A 14,414-nucleotide genomic window follows, 5' to 3' on the forward strand; every position below is an offset into this window, starting at 1 on the left:
TCTACTATTGTAACAAAAGCTACATCAATACCAATGTTTAAGACTCATACAGATCATGTAGTAGAACAAACGGCGGATTTTTCTGCTGCTGATGCCACAGGCTGGTTACTCCGGGCGAACCCAGCGCCACAATGCGCTCACAAAAGTCACTGCTGCTGAGGGAATCCCGCAGAGGAATCATTTGCTCGATTAATGAATAATGGATGCCCGCGATCACTTCGCAACCGCTGTGCTTATGGCTCATCAGCGCCGCCACGCGATAGGGAGCGGCGCCCGCGCTATCGGTGAGAAAGATAACCCCGTCGCCGGAATCGGTCTGATGCAGCGCGTCGCACATCATGCGGCTGAGCATATTTGAGCTCTGGCCTCGCCAGTAATTGACTGCCCGGCACTGTGGCAGCGGTCCATATTTTTTTTCCAGACGATCAAGCAATTCCTGTGCTTTGTCGTCATGGCAGGAAATGACCCAACCTAACATCGCTTACCTCCTTAGCAGGCAAGCAGTTTAGCCGAGCAATCAATAAATAGGGGTGATGACTGTCAAAGAACGGTTCCCGGCAGGTTTACCTGCCGGGAAATGCAGCACGATTAGCTGCGCAGGCCGCGGCCGCGCTGGATGAGATACCAGCACAGCAGGTAAAACGCCGCGATGAACACCACCAGCACGCCAAACGTGGTGACCAGCGGGACATCGTTAATGCCGAGGAAGCCGTAGCGGAAGCCGCTAATCATGTAGACGATCGGGTTCAGGTGCGACAGCCCCTGCCAGAACGGCGGCAGCAGCGTCAGCGAATAGAACACCCCGCCGAGGTAGGTCAGCGGCGTCAGCACGAAGGTAGGGATCAGGCTGATGTCATCGAAGGTCTTGGCGAAAACCGCGTTAAGCAGGCCGGCAAGCGAGAACAGCACCGCGGTCAGTATCAGCGTCAGCGCCACGAACACCCACGAGTGAACCTGGAACGGCACGAAGAACAGCGAAATCGCCGTCACCAGAATCCCCACGCACAGGCCGCGCGCCACGCCGCCGCCGACAAACCCAGCGATGATGACGTGCGTTGGCACTGGTGCCACCAGCAGCTCTTCAATATTGCGCTGGAACTTGGCGCTAAAGAACGACGAGGCCACGTTGGCATAAGCGTTGGTGATCACCGCCATCATGATCAGGCCCGGCACGATAAACTGCATGTAGGTAAAGCCGTGCATTTCACCAATACGGGAGCCGATCAGGTTGCCGAAGATAATAAAGTACAGCGTCATGGTGATGACAGGCGGCACCAGCGTCTGGATCCAGATACGCATAAAGCGGTGGATCTCTTTTGCCCAGATGCTTTTCAGCGCAACCCAGTAAAGCTGCATCATGCGCGATCTCCTTGTTTTTCATGAACCAGCGACACAAACAGCTCTTCAAGGCGGTTCGCTTTGTTACGCATACTCAGTACCTGGATGCCCTGCGCACTCAACTGCGCAAAGACGCTGTTAATCCCCTGCTCGCGCAGCACTTCGACTTCCAGCGTCGAGGTATCCACCAGCGTGTGCTTGTAACCTTCGAGCTTCGGCAGCGGGCTTTTCGGCGCCAGGTCGAGAATAAAGGTTTCTGACTTCAGCTTAGAGAGCAACGCTTTCATCGAGGTGTTCTCTACCAGTTCACCGCGCTGGATGATGCCGATATTACGGCACAGCATTTCTGCCTCTTCCAGATAGTGAGTGGTCAGAATGATGGTGGTGCCTTTATCGTTAAGATCTTTGAGGAAGCCCCACATGGAACGGCGCAGCTCAATGTCTACGCCGGCGGTCGGTTCGTCGAGGATCAGCAGCTTCGGCTCGTGCATCAGCGCACGGGCAATCATCAGGCGACGTTTCATCCCACCGGAGAGCATCCGCGCGCGTTCGTTGCGTTTTTCCCACAAATCGAGCTGCTTCAGGTATTTTTCGCTGCGGATGACCGCTTCTTTATGCTCAACGCCGTAGTAGCCCGCCTGGTTCACGACGATTTGCTGCACGGTTTCAAACGGGTTGAAGTTGAACTCCTGCGGCACCAGCCCGAGCTGGCGTTTGGCGTTGACCACATCTTTTTGCAGGTCATAACCAAATACGCTCACGCGCCCGGAGGTTTTATTCACCAGCGAACTGATAATCCCGATGGTCGTCGATTTACCCGCCCCGTTCGGCCCCAGAAGCGCGTAGAAATCACCGGCTTCGACTTGCAGATCGATCCCACGCAGCGCCTGTACGCCGCCAGGATAAGTCTTTGTCAGTTGCTCTAATTCCAGTGCAATGGTCATAGATTTTCGCTTACCTTACATTCTGATACTTGATATTTAGTTTTAATAAATCAGGAGTTGCCCTATATTAACCCAACGAAAATTACTGGGTTACCGCTTCCATGAACGACATAGATACACTCATCAGCAACAATGCACTATGGTCAAAGATGCTGATAGAAGAGGATCCCGGTTTTTTTGAAAAACTGTCCCAAGCACAAAAACCCCGTTTTTTATGGATTGGCTGTTCTGACAGCCGCGTCCCCGCCGAACGTCTGACCGGGCTTGAGCCTGGCGAACTGTTCGTTCACCGTAACGTCGCAAACCTGGTTATCCACACCGATCTCAACTGCCTTTCCGTGGTGCAGTATGCCGTTGATGTGCTGGAAGTTGAACACATTATTATCTGCGGACACTATGGCTGTGGTGGCGTACAGGCGGCGGTTGAAAACCCGGAACTGGGGTTAATCGACAACTGGCTGCTACACATTCGCGATATCTGGTTCAAACATAGTTCATTGCTGGGCGAGATGCCGCCGGAACGCCGTATGGATACGCTATGCGAGCTGAACGTGATGGAGCAGGTCTACAACCTGGGCCACTCGACGATTATGCAATCGGCATGGAAACGTGGGCAAAAGGTGATGATTCACGGTTGGGCATACGGTATTCACGACGGCCTACTGCGCGATCTCGATGTAACCGCTGTCAGCCGCGAAACCCTCGAGCAGCGTTACCGCCACGGGATTTCCAACCTCAAGTTAAAGCATATCAATCATAAGTAAGGGAAATCATCCCTTGTCGCCCGGCCGAACGCAGTGACGTCGGGCGTGTCCCGGAGTCGGCGTTCCGCCTCGTCCGGGCTACCTGCAAACTTACTCGTCTAACAGCACCACTTTGCCAACATATGGCAGATGGCGATAGCGCTGAGCATAGTCAATACCGTAACCCACCACGAATTCGTCCGGGATGGAGAAGCCGACAAACTCAACCGGCACTTCAACTTCGCGACGGGTTGGTTTATCCAGCAGCGTACAAATTGCCAGCGACTTCGGCTCACGCAGGCTCAGAATCTCACGCACTTTCGACAGCGTATTGCCGGAGTCGATGATGTCTTCAACGATCAGCACATCTTTACCGCGGATATCTTCATCGAGATCTTTGAGGATTTTCACGTCGCGGGTGGTGGACATACCGCTGCCATAGCTGGATGCCGTCATAAAATCGACTTCGTGCGGAACCTGTACTTCACGGCACAGGTCAGCCATGAACATGAACGAGCCGCGCAGCAGACCGACTAACACCATTTCGCTACCGCTGTCTTTATAACGCTCGTTAATCAGACGACCCAGTTCAGCGATACGCGCCTTGATCTCCGCTTCCGGGATCATCACTTCAACAGTATGTTTCATTTAACTAACCACATGATTTTAAATGTAAATCACTCAACCCGTTAACCCAGAGCCGCGAGGTTGATCAGCAAGCGTGAAAGTATACCAGCAAAACGATTGACGCGGCTAATTCGATAATAAAGCTCAATTTGTGATTTCGATCACACTTGTTAAATCCTATAATGAAATGAAAGCAATAATTAACAAACAAACGGACACTTTTCTATGGCTGAAACAAATCATCAACGTCCAGGACTGCTCGGGAGGCTAACCGCCCTCTTTGCGGCGTTCTGCGGCTTGTATCTACTGATTGGCGGCGTATGGCTGGTCGCGATTGGGGGTTCCTGGTACTACCCTATCGCTGGCCTGGTGATGCTGGGCATTACGGCACAGCTCTGGCGCGCTAAGCGTTCAGCACTGTGGCTTTACGCCGTACTGCTGCTGGCAACCATGGTATGGGGCGTGTGGGAAGTCGGCTTCGACTTCTGGGCACTCACACCGCGCAGCGACGTGCTGGTTATCTTCGGCGTCTGGCTGATTTTGCCGTTTGTCTGGCGCCGTCTGGTGGTGCCGTCAAGCGGAGCCGTCGCGGCGCTGCTCGTCGCGCTGATTATCAGCGCCGGTATCCTCACCTGGGCCGGTTTCCACGACCCGCAGGAGGTGAACGGGACGCTGAGCGCAGACGCCACACCGGCCGAGCCAATCTCTCAGGTCGCAGACCAGGACTGGCCAGCCTATGGGCGTAACCAGGAAGGCCAGCGCTTCTCGCCGTTGAAGCAGATTAATGCCGACAACGTACATAACCTGAAGGAAGCCTGGGTATTCCGCACCGGCGACCTGAAGCAGCCAAACGATCCGGGTGAAATCACTAACGAAGTCACCCCGATCAAGATTGGTAATATGCTCTACCTCTGTACCGCTCACCAGCGCGTGTTTGCCCTGGATGCAGCGACCGGTAAAGAGAAATGGCACTTTGACCCGCAACTCGGCACTGACCCTAGCTTCCAGCACGTGACCTGCCGTGGCGTCTCTTACCATGAAGCGACCGCCGCAAACGCGTCACCTGACGTGGTTGCCGACTGTCCTCGCCGCATTATCCTGCCGGTAAACGATGGCCGTATCTTCGCCCTCAACGCCGACACCGGTAAGCTATGCGAGAGCTTTGCTAACAAAGGCATTCTCAATCTGCAAACCGACATGCCGGTCACCACGCCGGGTATGTACGAACCGACTTCACCGCCGATTATCACCGATAAAGTCATCGTAATTGCCGGTGCAGTCACCGATAACTTCTCGACCCGTGAGCCATCTGGCGTTATTCGCGGCTTTGACGTTAACAGCGGTAAGCTGCTGTGGGCGTTTGACCCGGGTGCAAAAGATCCAAACGCTATCCCGCCAGCGGGTTCGCATTATACCTTCAACTCGCCGAACTCCTGGGCGCCAGCGGCCTATGATGCGAAGCTGGATCTGGTCTATCTGCCGATGGGCGTGACCACACCGGATATCTGGGGTGGCAACCGTACGCCAGAGCAGGAACGCTACGCGAGCTCAATTGTGGCGCTGAATGCCACCACCGGTAAGCTTGCCTGGAGCTACCAGACCGTTCACCACGACCTGTGGGATATGGACATGCCGTCCCAGCCAACGCTGGCAGATATCAGCGTTGACGGTAAGACAGTACCGGTAATCTACGCCCCGGCGAAAACCGGTAATATCTTCGTGCTCGACCGCCGTAACGGCGAACTGGTTGTGCCGGCACCGGAAAAACCGGTTCCTCAGGGTGCAGCCAAAGGCGACTACGTCACCAAAACCCAGCCGTTCTCCGATCTGAGCTTCCGTCCGAAGAAAGATCTGACCGGTGCGGACATGTGGGGCGCCACCATGTTCGACCAACTGGTGTGCCGCGTAATGTTCCATCAGTTGCGCTATGAAGGCATCTTCACCCCGCCGTCTGAGCAGGGCACACTGGTGTTCCCAGGTAACCTGGGGATGTTCGAATGGGGCGGCATCTCCGTTGACCCTAACCGCCAGGTGGCGATTGCTAACCCGATGGCGCTGCCGTTCGTGTCGAAGCTGATCCCACGCGGTCCTGGCAACCCGATGGAACCACCAAAGGATGCGAAGTCGAGCGGTACCGAGTCTGGTATTCAGCCGCAGTACGGCGTGCCGTTTGGCGTGACGCTGAACGCGTTCCTGTCACCGTTTGGCCTGCCGTGCAAACAGCCAGCCTGGGGTTATATCTCAGCGCTGGATCTGAAAACTAACGAAGTGGTGTGGAAAAAACGTCTGGGTACACCGCAGGATAGCCTGCCGTTCCCACTGCCGGTTCCGCTGCCGTTCAATATGGGTATGCCAATGCTGGGTGGCCCAATCTCCACGGCCGGTAACGTGCTGTTTATCGCCGCCACCGCCGATAACTACCTGCGTGCTTACAACATGAGCAACGGTGAGAAACTGTGGCAGGGTCGTCTGCCAGCAGGCGGTCAGGCGACGCCGATGACCTATGAGGTGAATGGCAAGCAGTACGTGGTCATTTCCGCAGGCGGTCACGGATCGTTTGGTACGAAGATGGGTGATTACATCGTTGCCTATGCGTTACCTGACGACGTGAAGTAAGCGTTAGCGCCGACCCCGGGGTCGGCGTAAACGCCTCGCCCGGGCTACGAATGTTGTGGCCCGGCCGATTTACTTATCAAACTTAATCGACAGCAGCGAAGCCCTGGCCACATCCTTATACTGCCCTTCCAAATCTTTTGTCATGTTAAACGCGGCCTGCACGGCCTTATCGTTTTCTGACGTCACCAGCAGCATATTCAAAATGTCAGTATCCGGTGCCTGAGAGCGGAAGGTAATCAACCACGCCTTATGCCCATCCACCGTGACCGCTTCCGCCTTCGGTTTAAAATTATTCAGCATTTTCAGCGTCGCATCCTTTGCCACGTCGAGCTTATCTGCGGGCAACGCATGACGGCCGTTGCTGAGGCCTAAAGATGCTTTACCGCGTTCATCGCCATAGATCACCTGCGGGCGGTTTTCAGAAGGGTATTTAATTTTCGCCATGTCGTCTGACATCGGCGTAAGCGTCTGCGGGATGTCGATGCTCAGCTTTAATTCAGGAATATCTTTCCGTTCCATCTTCATGTCAGCGTGCGCCGACACCGCCACCAGCATGACAAAAGAGGCTGCCAGAGCCTTACCAAAGATAGCCATTCTTACCTCGTGATTAATGTTTAACCACTGGAGTATAGCGAGAACGTTCACTGAATGTTATGGCAAAAATCTGTTTCTACCCCAGAGGGTTACCGGATAGCGGGGCCGCTATCCGGTGGATATTTAAACGGTAAAGCCGAGCATCATGCCGGTATCTTCATGCTCCAGCAGGTGGCAGTGCGCCATATAGGCCTGCTCTTTCGGGGCACTATGGTCAAATTTCACCAGCACCTCGCTGACGCCGCCTTCAACGCGAACCGTATCCTTCCAGCCTGCACGGTGCGCCGCCGGTGGCTGACCGTTCTCACGCAGTATGCGGAACTGAGTGCCGTGAATGTGGAACGGGTGCAGCATCATGTCGCCCTCGCCGGAAATGATCCAGCGCTCATACTGCCCTTTGGCCGCAGCAAACATCGGCACGTTCATATCGAACGCTTTACCGTTGATACGGTTAGCGTTGTGGAAATCAAACCCGCCGTCGCCGTGGTGCATATTGCCCATTCCGCCGTGATCCATTTTCATGCCACCGTGGTCCATTTTCATCCCGCCGTGGCCCATCATGCTGCCGTGATCCATGCCGCCCATCGCCTGATTACCATACTTCTTCATCAACGCCTGCATGCCCATCATATCGAGCATTGGGTCCATCGACAGCTGGAGCTTACGTTCAGTTAGCCCGTCGAGCGACGGCAGCGCAGGCATTGATACGAGAGTGTCCGGCAGCGTTGCCGACCCAGGAATACCGATAGGCTGAACGTGCAGCACCGGCACCGCCTTATCGAACGGTGCGACGGCCATGCCCATCTGCGTCACCGGGAGAGTCAGGAGATCGAACGGTTTGTCATCACGCGCATCCACCAGCACTTCAAAGCGTTCGCCCATCAGCATCGGCAGTTCACTCACTTTCACCGGCTCGGCCAACAGCCCGCCGTCGCTGGCGACGACATACATCGGGCGCTTATCGCTGGTCGCGATGGTCAGCGAACGTGCGTTACAGCCGTTCAACAGACGCAGGCGCAGCCAGCCTCTTGGCGGCGTATGCTGCGGATAAGTTACGCCGTTGGTCAGCAGCGTATCGCCAAACCAGCCCACCGCGGCGCTCATCACATCCAGCTGATAGTCAATCTCACCGGCGGCGGTAAATCTTTTGTCCTGCATAATCACCGGCACATCATCGATGCCCCACTGCTTCGGTAACATCAGCTTCTGGCTATCTTCATCTTCGATGAGCACGAGGCCTGCCAGCCCCATCGCTACCTGTCGGCCAGTTTGACCGTGCTGATGTGGGTGGAACCAGCAGGTTGCCGCGCGCTGAGTTGGCGTAAACGTGACGGTTCGGCTGCCGCCCGGTTGGATAACCCCCTGGGGGCCACCGTCAACGTCACCCGGCACTTCCAGACCGTGCCAGTGCACGGTGGTCGCTTCCGGCAGGGTGTTGTTAATTTTCACCGTAATAGGTTTACCCTGCTGTAGCTGAATAGCGGGTCCTAACAGGCTGCCGTTGTAGCCCCAGGTTGTCGCCGTTTTTCCAGCAAACGACGTCTTTCCGGCCTGAACGGTCAGCAAGATCTGATTATTCGCGTCGGCGGCAAGTAAGGGAGGAATGGGAAGCATGGTGCGCTCGGCGGCGAATACCGCACGGCTCCACAGAGGCAAGGCGCTGGCAACGCCGATAGCGGCGCTGAGTTTGATAAAATCACGACGATGCATCGTTACATCCTTTTCGGCTTCTGGTGATTAATTGAGCTTAAACCCTACCCCTGCGGGAAGGTCAAGCAGAAAGCTTTAAGAAAGCCTCCCGCCGCTTCTGGAAGTATGTTAACGTTGAATATCGACGATGTAAGGTAGAAGAAATGAAGACGTTTTTCCGAACGGTACTGCTTGGATCGCTGCTGGCGATGTCCAGTTCCAGTTATGCTTTAAGCGAGTCTGAAGCAGAAGATATGGCCGATCTCACGGCGGTATTTGTCTTCCTGAAAAACGACTGTGGTTACCAGAATCTACCGAACACGCAAATTCGTCGCGCATTGGTCTTTTTTGCTCAGCAAAATCAGTGGGATCTCAGCAATTACGACACCTTTAACATGAAGGCGTTGGGTGAAGACAGCTACCGCGATCTCAGCGGCATCGGCATTCCTACCTCGAAGAAGTGCAAAGCGCTGGCTCGCGACTCGTTGAGCCTGCTGGCCTACGTGAAATAATGCGCGTCGCGGAGCCCTCAGGCTCCGCATCCGTTAGCGCTGCTGCATAAACTCACGGTAAGCGGCAACGACCTGCAAAAAGTCCTCAACGCCGCACAGTGACAAGCTCTCTTCATCGTAGTAGCTCATCCCCTCTTCCATCTCATCGCCGGAAATCTCCAGCTGATTGGCGCGAACCATCACTTCTTCGCCGTCCAGCCACAGGGTGTATTCATGCCCCGCGCGCTGCCATGAGCGTTCGCTGCCTTTGACGGTACGTGCAGCCTGTTCGACTTCGTCCAGTAGCGAGAGGTTGTCTTTGACCTCTTCATTAAACCAGTGACCGACCACTTCGTGGCCCATCGACATACGTACTTTTACCCCTCCGGTAACGTCACGCAGAAATTCATAATCCATAATCTGTTCCTCTACAAAGGCAATGCGTCACCGCTGCATTGTACCTATAGGTAATTATCGCAGTCCCAAGGAATAAAAAAAGCGTAGCGGCGGGAGGAATGGAAAATAAAAAAGGCGAGAGTTCAAACTCTCGCCTTTTTTCGTAGCCCGGCCAAGCGTAGCGCCGCCGGGAGAGCTCCCGGAGTCGGCGCTTACGCGCCTCGTCCGGGCTACAATGTTATACTGCGGTCTGGAAGATCACGCCGTCCGCTTTCTCGGTGTACTGAGAGAGCTGGTCGAAGTTCAGGTAACGGTAGGTATCCACCGCCGTCTTATCAACCTGAGCCACGAAGGTCTGGTACTCTTCCGGAGTTGGCAGCTTACCGATAAGCGCCGAAACTGCTGCCAGCTCTGCGGACGCCAGGAAGACGTTCGCACCGGTACCTAAACGGTTCGGGAAGTTACGGGTTGAGGTCGAAACGACCGTCGCACCGTCAGCCACGCGCGCCTGGTTACCCATACACAGGGAGCAGCCAGGGATCTCAATACGCGCACCGCTCTTACCGAACACGCTGTAGTAACCTTCTTCGGTCAGCTGAGCCGCATCCATACGAGTTGGCGGAGCCACCCACAGGCGGGTCGGCAGCTGGCCTTTATGGTTATCCAGCAGCTTACCGGCAGCACGGAAGTGGCCGATGTTGGTCATGCAGGAACCGATGAACACTTCGTCGATCTTCTCGCCCTGCACGTCAGACAGCAGACGCGCGTCGTCCGGATCGTTTGGTGCACACAGAATTGGCTCTTTAATGTCAGCCAGATCGATGTCGATCACCGCCGCGTATTCTGCGTCAGCATCAGCTTCCAGCAGTTGCGGATCCGCCAGCCATTTTTCCATGCCCTGTACACGACGTTCCAGCGTACGACGGTCGCCGTAGCCTTCCGCGATCATCCACTTCAGCAGAACGATGTTGGAGGTCAGGTACTCAACGATTGGCTCTTTGTTCAGCTTGATGGTACAGCCCGCAGCGGAACGCTCTGCAGAGGCATCGGTCAGCTCGAACGCCTGCTCAACTTTCAGATCCGGCAGACCTTCGATTTCCAGGATGCGGCCAGAGAAGATGTTTTTCTTACCTTTCTTCTCAACGGTCAGCAGGCCCTGACGAATCGCATACAGCGGAATCGCATGAACCAGGTCACGCAGGGTGATACCCGGCTGCATTTTACCTTTGAAGCGAACCAGTACAGATTCAGGCATATCCAGCGGCATGACGCCGGTCGCTGCGGCAAACGCCACCAGACCAGAGCCCGCCGGGAAAGAGATACCGATTGGGAAACGGGTATGAGAATCACCGCCGGTACCCACGGTATCTGGCAGCAACATACGGTTCAGCCAGGAGTGGATAACGCCGTCGCCCGGACGCAGGGAGACACCGCCACGGTTCATGATGAAGTCTGGCAGCGTGTGGTGCGTGGTCACGTCTACCGGCTTAGGATACGCGGCAGTGTGACAGAAGGACTGCATTACCAGGTCAGAAGAGAAGCCCAGGCACGCCAGGTCTTTCAGTTCATCACGGGTCATCGGGCCGGTAGTATCCTGAGAACCTACGGAGGTCATCTTCGGTTCGCAGTATGCGCCCGGACGAATACCTTTCACGCCACAGGCGCGGCCGACCATTTTCTGGGCCAGAGAGAAGCCGCGGCTGCTTTCCGCCACGTCTTTTGCCTGACGGAATACGTCGCTGTGCGGCAGACCCAGCGCTTCACGCGCTTTGGTAGTCAGGCCACGACCGATAATCAGCGGGATACGGCCACCGGCGCGTACTTCGTCGATCAGTACGTCGGTTTTCAGTTCGAAGGTTGCCAGCAGCTCGTCGGTTTCGTGGTTACGCACTTCGCCTTTGAACGGGTACACGTCAATCACGTCGCCCATGTTCAGGTTGGAAACGTCCACTTCAATTGGCAGCGCGCCCGCATCTTCCATGGTGTTGAAGAAGATAGGTGCAATTTTGCCGCCGAGGCACAGGCCGCCGCCGCGTTTGTTCGGCACATGAGGGATATCGTCACCCATGAACCACAGTACGGAGTTAGTCGCCGATTTACGGGAAGAACCGGTACCCACAACGTCGCCCACGTAGGCGAGAGGGAAACCTTTCTGCTGCAGCGCTTCGATCTGCTTGATCGGGCCAACGGCACCCGGCTGATCCGGGTCAATGCCTTCACGGGCGTTTTTCAGCATCGCCAGGGCGTGCAGAGGGATATCCGGGCGAGACCAGGCATCCGGCGCCGGAGACAGGTCATCGGTGTTGGTTTCACCGGTGACTTTGAAGACGGTAACGGTGATTTTGTCTGCCAGCGCAGGACGATTCAGGAACCATTCGGCATCAGCCCAGGACTGAACAACCTGTTTAGCGTAGGCGTTGCCCGCTTTGGCTTTCTCTTCTACGTCGTAGAAGTTATCGAACATCAGCAGGGTATGGGACAGCGCTTTGGCAGCAATCGGGGCCAGTTTCGCATCGTCCAGGGCATCAATCAGCGGATGGATGTTGTAACCACCCTGCATGGTGCCTAACAGTTCGATGGCTTTTTCTGGGGTAACCAGTGGGGAGGTGGCTTCGCCTTTTGCGACGGCAGCGAGGAAACCCGCTTTAACGTAGGCGGCTTCATCAACGCCCGGCGGCACACGGTTGGTTAACAGGTCTAACAGGAATTCTTCTTCGCCAGCAGGCGGGTTCTTCAGCAGCTCAACCAGCGCGGCCATTTGGGTAGCATCTAAGGGTTTGGCAACAATCCCTTCGGCGGCACGCTCAGCTACGTGCTCACGGTATTCTTTTAGCACGACGGTATCTCCTCGCTCTCATTGTCATATGCGGTCGGCGATCTCTTCACGCTCCTGTGAGACAGCAGTTTGTAGGGTAAAAGCCCGGTACCGCGAGGCCAGCATAGCAGGATTTCTGGAGGGTGTTAATCTGTTTACAAAAAAGCAACATTAAATATTTGCTGAATCGTTAATGTTGATATAACAGATTAAAAAAAGCCTTTTTACGATGAAAAAAAACCATCGAATGGCCAGGGTATTAAACATTTTGTTATGAAAGTATGACATCTAAGAGGACGATAAGCGGGCAATAATCACGCCGTAAACAGACCGTTTTCCCCTCTCTTCGGCTGTGTAAACTCTTGTCAGAATTCTCCGACAACCGCAAAAATCCCTGCTTTAATCAAAAAACAAACAATAGTCTCTTTATACTCGCGGCATATCCGACTCCTCTGTTACGGACTGTGTAGTTCCCTGGAGAACCACCATGACTTTGCCCTTTAAGCCTCACTATATTGCGCTTATCTGCAGCGCCGGGCTGCTCGCAGCGGCCGGCACGCTGTACGTCAAAAGCCGGGAGCCCGTCCCCCCTGACGCGCCGCCTGCCGTCACGGCGGCGGTACCTGAAGCTGCCCCAGCCCCGGTCACCTACACCACCGCGCAAATCACGCAGTGGGTAGCGCCTATCGCACTCTACCCAGACCCGCTGCTGTCGCAGGTGCTGATGGCCTCAACCTATCCGGATAACGTGACGCAGGCGGTGCAGTGGTCGAAAGATCACCCCGGTCAGCAGGGGGATGCGGCGGTGAAAGCCGTGGCGAATCAGCCGTGGGACGCCAGCGTAAAATCGCTGGTCGCTTTCCCGCAGTTGACGGGCATGATGGGGGAAGATCCGCAGTGGGTAACTAACCTCGGCAACGCGTTTCTGGCGCAGCCGCAGGATGTCATGGATGCGGTGCAGAAACTGCGCCAGCTCGCTCAGCAGACCGGTTCGCTGAAGTCGACGCCGCAGCAGACGGTCACCACCACCAAACGCGTGGCCTCATCTACCTCGACGCATGCCGTCAGCAGCACGCCAACGGTTATCAAGATTGAGCCGAGCAATCCGCAGGTGGTGTACGTACCGAACTACAATCCGACGGTGGTTTACGGCAGCAGCTGGCCTTATACCTCCGCGCCGCCGGTCTATCTGCCGCCCCCTCCGGGGGAACAGTTTGCCGACAGCTTTGTGCGAGGTTTCGGCTACAGCCTTGGGGTTGCCACTACTTACGCTATTTTCAGTAATATCGATTGGGATGATGACGACCATCATCATCACGACGATGACCATCATGACGATCACCATGACGATCATTATGATCACGGCGGCTATCAGCATAATGGCGATAACATCAATATTAATGTTAATAACTTCAACAAGATAAGCGGGCAGAATATCAGCGGCCAGACGATGGGCTGGCAGCATAACCCGGCGTATCGCGGCAACACGCCGTACCCGAACAACAGCGTGGCCCAGCAGTTCCACCCAACCAACGTCGCCGGGGGCCTGAGCGCCACGCATCAGACGCCGGGCGTCGTTACTCCGCATCAAACCGAAGCGGTTGGCGGGTTGAGCGCCACCCAACATGTGCAGCCTAACCGCGACAGCCAGCGTCAGGCGGCGATGTCGCAGCTGCAGCAGCGTACGCATACGGGTAGCGGCAACGCCAGCCCAGCTGCACTGAGTTCGCGTGACGCCCAGCGTAATGCGGCAACGCAGAAGTGGAATCAGGCGGCGCAGCGCAATAACTTCCGCGGCTACGACGCACCGACAAACCGTACGCAGACGCACCCGGTACAGCAGCACGCGGCGGCGACTCAGCATACCCAGCAGCGTCCGCAGCTCAACGCGACTCAGCGTCAAAATCTGCAAACGCACGAGCGTTTGAACGGCCAGACGCCGCATCTGAACGCCGGAATGATGGGCCAGAACAGCGCGCTGCGCGCCAACGGCGGCGGTCTGCATAACACGGCGCTCAGCGGCAACGAAAGCCGCGCACCGTCATGGCAAGCGCAGCAGTCTCGTGGGCTACAGAGCCGCCATGCCTCCGGGCTCGGCGGCGAGCAGCACATTGGTAGCCCTGCCGGGCACCATGAGTTCCGTCGACGCTAAAGGATAACG

Annotated in this window: 12 protein-coding genes; 4 read left to right on the top strand and 8 right to left on the bottom strand. The window is 55.8% G+C overall.

The window, feature by feature from the left end:
- Positions 1 to 37: 37 nt before the first annotated feature.
- The 3 genes from V6944_RS11925 to V6944_RS11935 form a co-directional block, all read right to left on the bottom strand.
- The gene (locus V6944_RS11925; RefSeq protein WP_333499101.1) at positions 38 to 478 is read right to left on the bottom strand and encodes a PTS sugar transporter subunit IIA; all 441 of its coding nucleotides are present in this window, start codon (positions 476 to 478) and stop codon (positions 38 to 40) included.
- A 110-nt stretch (positions 479 to 588) separates the two neighbouring features.
- Positions 589 to 1,359 carry an ABC transporter permease gene (locus V6944_RS11930; protein WP_035891927.1) on the bottom strand — a complete coding sequence of 257 codons (771 nt, stop codon included), beginning with the start codon at positions 1,357 to 1,359 and terminating at the stop codon, positions 589 to 591.
- Positions 1,356 to 2,282 carry an ABC transporter ATP-binding protein gene (locus V6944_RS11935; protein ID WP_185669250.1) on the bottom strand — a complete coding sequence of 309 codons (927 nt, stop codon included), beginning with the start codon at positions 2,280 to 2,282 and terminating at the stop codon, positions 1,356 to 1,358. The genes V6944_RS11930 and V6944_RS11935 overlap by 4 nt, the downstream gene beginning before the upstream one ends.
- A 101-nt stretch (positions 2,283 to 2,383) precedes the next feature.
- Here V6944_RS11935 and can point away from each other — a divergent pair, with 101 nt between their 5' ends.
- Entirely contained in the window at positions 2,384 to 3,046 is a 663-nt protein-coding gene (can, locus tag V6944_RS11940) for a carbonate dehydratase (RefSeq protein WP_333499102.1), read from the top strand.
- Between the two features lie 90 nt (positions 3,047 to 3,136).
- Here can and hpt read toward each other — a convergent pair whose 3' ends face one another.
- A complete protein-coding gene (gene hpt / locus V6944_RS11945) occupies positions 3,137 to 3,673 on the bottom strand; it encodes a hypoxanthine phosphoribosyltransferase (protein WP_035891924.1) in 537 nt (178 codons plus the stop codon).
- Positions 3,674 to 3,877: 204 nt separating this feature from the next.
- Here hpt and V6944_RS11950 point away from each other — a divergent pair, with 204 nt between their 5' ends.
- Entirely contained in the window at positions 3,878 to 6,268 is a 2,391-nt protein-coding gene (locus tag V6944_RS11950; RefSeq protein WP_333499103.1) for a glucose/quinate/shikimate family membrane-bound PQQ-dependent dehydrogenase, read from the top strand.
- A 69-nt stretch (positions 6,269 to 6,337) separates the two neighbouring features.
- Here V6944_RS11950 and V6944_RS11955 read toward each other — a convergent pair whose 3' ends face one another.
- Both V6944_RS11955 and cueO read right to left on the bottom strand, forming a co-directional pair.
- Entirely contained in the window at positions 6,338 to 6,862 is a 525-nt protein-coding gene (locus V6944_RS11955) for a hypothetical protein (RefSeq protein ID WP_333499104.1), read from the bottom strand.
- A gap of 123 nt (positions 6,863 to 6,985) precedes the next feature.
- Positions 6,986 to 8,572 (bottom strand): multicopper oxidase CueO, encoded by a 1,587-nt coding sequence (gene cueO, locus V6944_RS11960; RefSeq protein WP_333499105.1) that lies wholly within the window; start codon positions 8,570 to 8,572, stop codon positions 6,986 to 6,988.
- A gap of 143 nt (positions 8,573 to 8,715) precedes the next feature.
- Between cueO and V6944_RS11965 the strand changes: the two genes are divergently transcribed.
- The gene (locus V6944_RS11965) at positions 8,716 to 9,063 is read left to right on the top strand and encodes a YacC family pilotin-like protein (protein ID WP_035891920.1); all 348 of its coding nucleotides are present in this window, start codon (positions 8,716 to 8,718) and stop codon (positions 9,061 to 9,063) included.
- Between the two features lie 33 nt (positions 9,064 to 9,096).
- On the opposite strand, the gene yacL is transcribed toward V6944_RS11965, so the two are convergent.
- A complete protein-coding gene (yacL, locus tag V6944_RS11970) occupies positions 9,097 to 9,459 on the bottom strand; it encodes a protein YacL (RefSeq protein WP_333499106.1) in 363 nt (120 codons plus the stop codon).
- Positions 9,460 to 9,676: 217 nt separating this feature from the next.
- Positions 9,677 to 12,274, bottom strand: coding sequence for a bifunctional aconitate hydratase 2/2-methylisocitrate dehydratase (acnB, locus tag V6944_RS11975; protein ID WP_185669255.1), 2,598 nt, complete (start codon positions 12,272 to 12,274; stop codon positions 9,677 to 9,679).
- A 466-nt stretch (positions 12,275 to 12,740) separates the two neighbouring features.
- Between acnB and V6944_RS11980 the strand changes: the two genes are divergently transcribed.
- Entirely contained in the window at positions 12,741 to 14,405 is a 1,665-nt protein-coding gene (locus V6944_RS11980; RefSeq protein ID WP_333499107.1) for a DUF3300 domain-containing protein, read from the top strand.
- Positions 14,406 to 14,414 lie beyond the last annotated feature (9 nt).

Source organism: Kluyvera sp. CHPC 1.2972 (assembly GCF_036759925.1).
Taxonomy (GTDB): Bacteria; Pseudomonadota; Gammaproteobacteria; order Enterobacterales; family Enterobacteriaceae; genus Kluyvera.

Coding starts and splice junctions, on each gene's coding strand:
- V6944_RS11930 (WP_035891927.1), bottom strand. CDS start 1,359: ATGATGCAGCTTTACTGGGTTGCGCTGAAAAGCATCTGGGCAAAAGAG.
- cueO (WP_333499105.1), bottom strand. CDS start 8,572: ATGCATCGTCGTGATTTTATCAAACTCAGCGCCGCTATCGGCGTTGCC.
- hpt (WP_035891924.1), bottom strand. CDS start 3,673: ATGAAACATACTGTTGAAGTGATGATCCCGGAAGCGGAGATCAAGGCG.
- V6944_RS11955 (WP_333499104.1), bottom strand. CDS start 6,862: ATGGCTATCTTTGGTAAGGCTCTGGCAGCCTCTTTTGTCATGCTGGTG.
- V6944_RS11935 (WP_185669250.1), bottom strand. CDS start 2,282: ATGACCATTGCACTGGAATTAGAGCAACTGACAAAGACTTATCCTGGC.
- yacL (WP_333499106.1), bottom strand. CDS start 9,459: ATGGATTATGAATTTCTGCGTGACGTTACCGGAGGGGTAAAAGTACGT.
- V6944_RS11950 (WP_333499103.1), top strand. CDS start 3,878: ATGGCTGAAACAAATCATCAACGTCCAGGACTGCTCGGGAGGCTAACC.
- V6944_RS11980 (WP_333499107.1), top strand. CDS start 12,741: ATGACTTTGCCCTTTAAGCCTCACTATATTGCGCTTATCTGCAGCGCC.
- V6944_RS11925 (WP_333499101.1), bottom strand. CDS start 478: ATGTTAGGTTGGGTCATTTCCTGCCATGACGACAAAGCACAGGAATTG.
- can (WP_333499102.1), top strand. CDS start 2,384: ATGAACGACATAGATACACTCATCAGCAACAATGCACTATGGTCAAAG.
- V6944_RS11965 (WP_035891920.1), top strand. CDS start 8,716: ATGAAGACGTTTTTCCGAACGGTACTGCTTGGATCGCTGCTGGCGATG.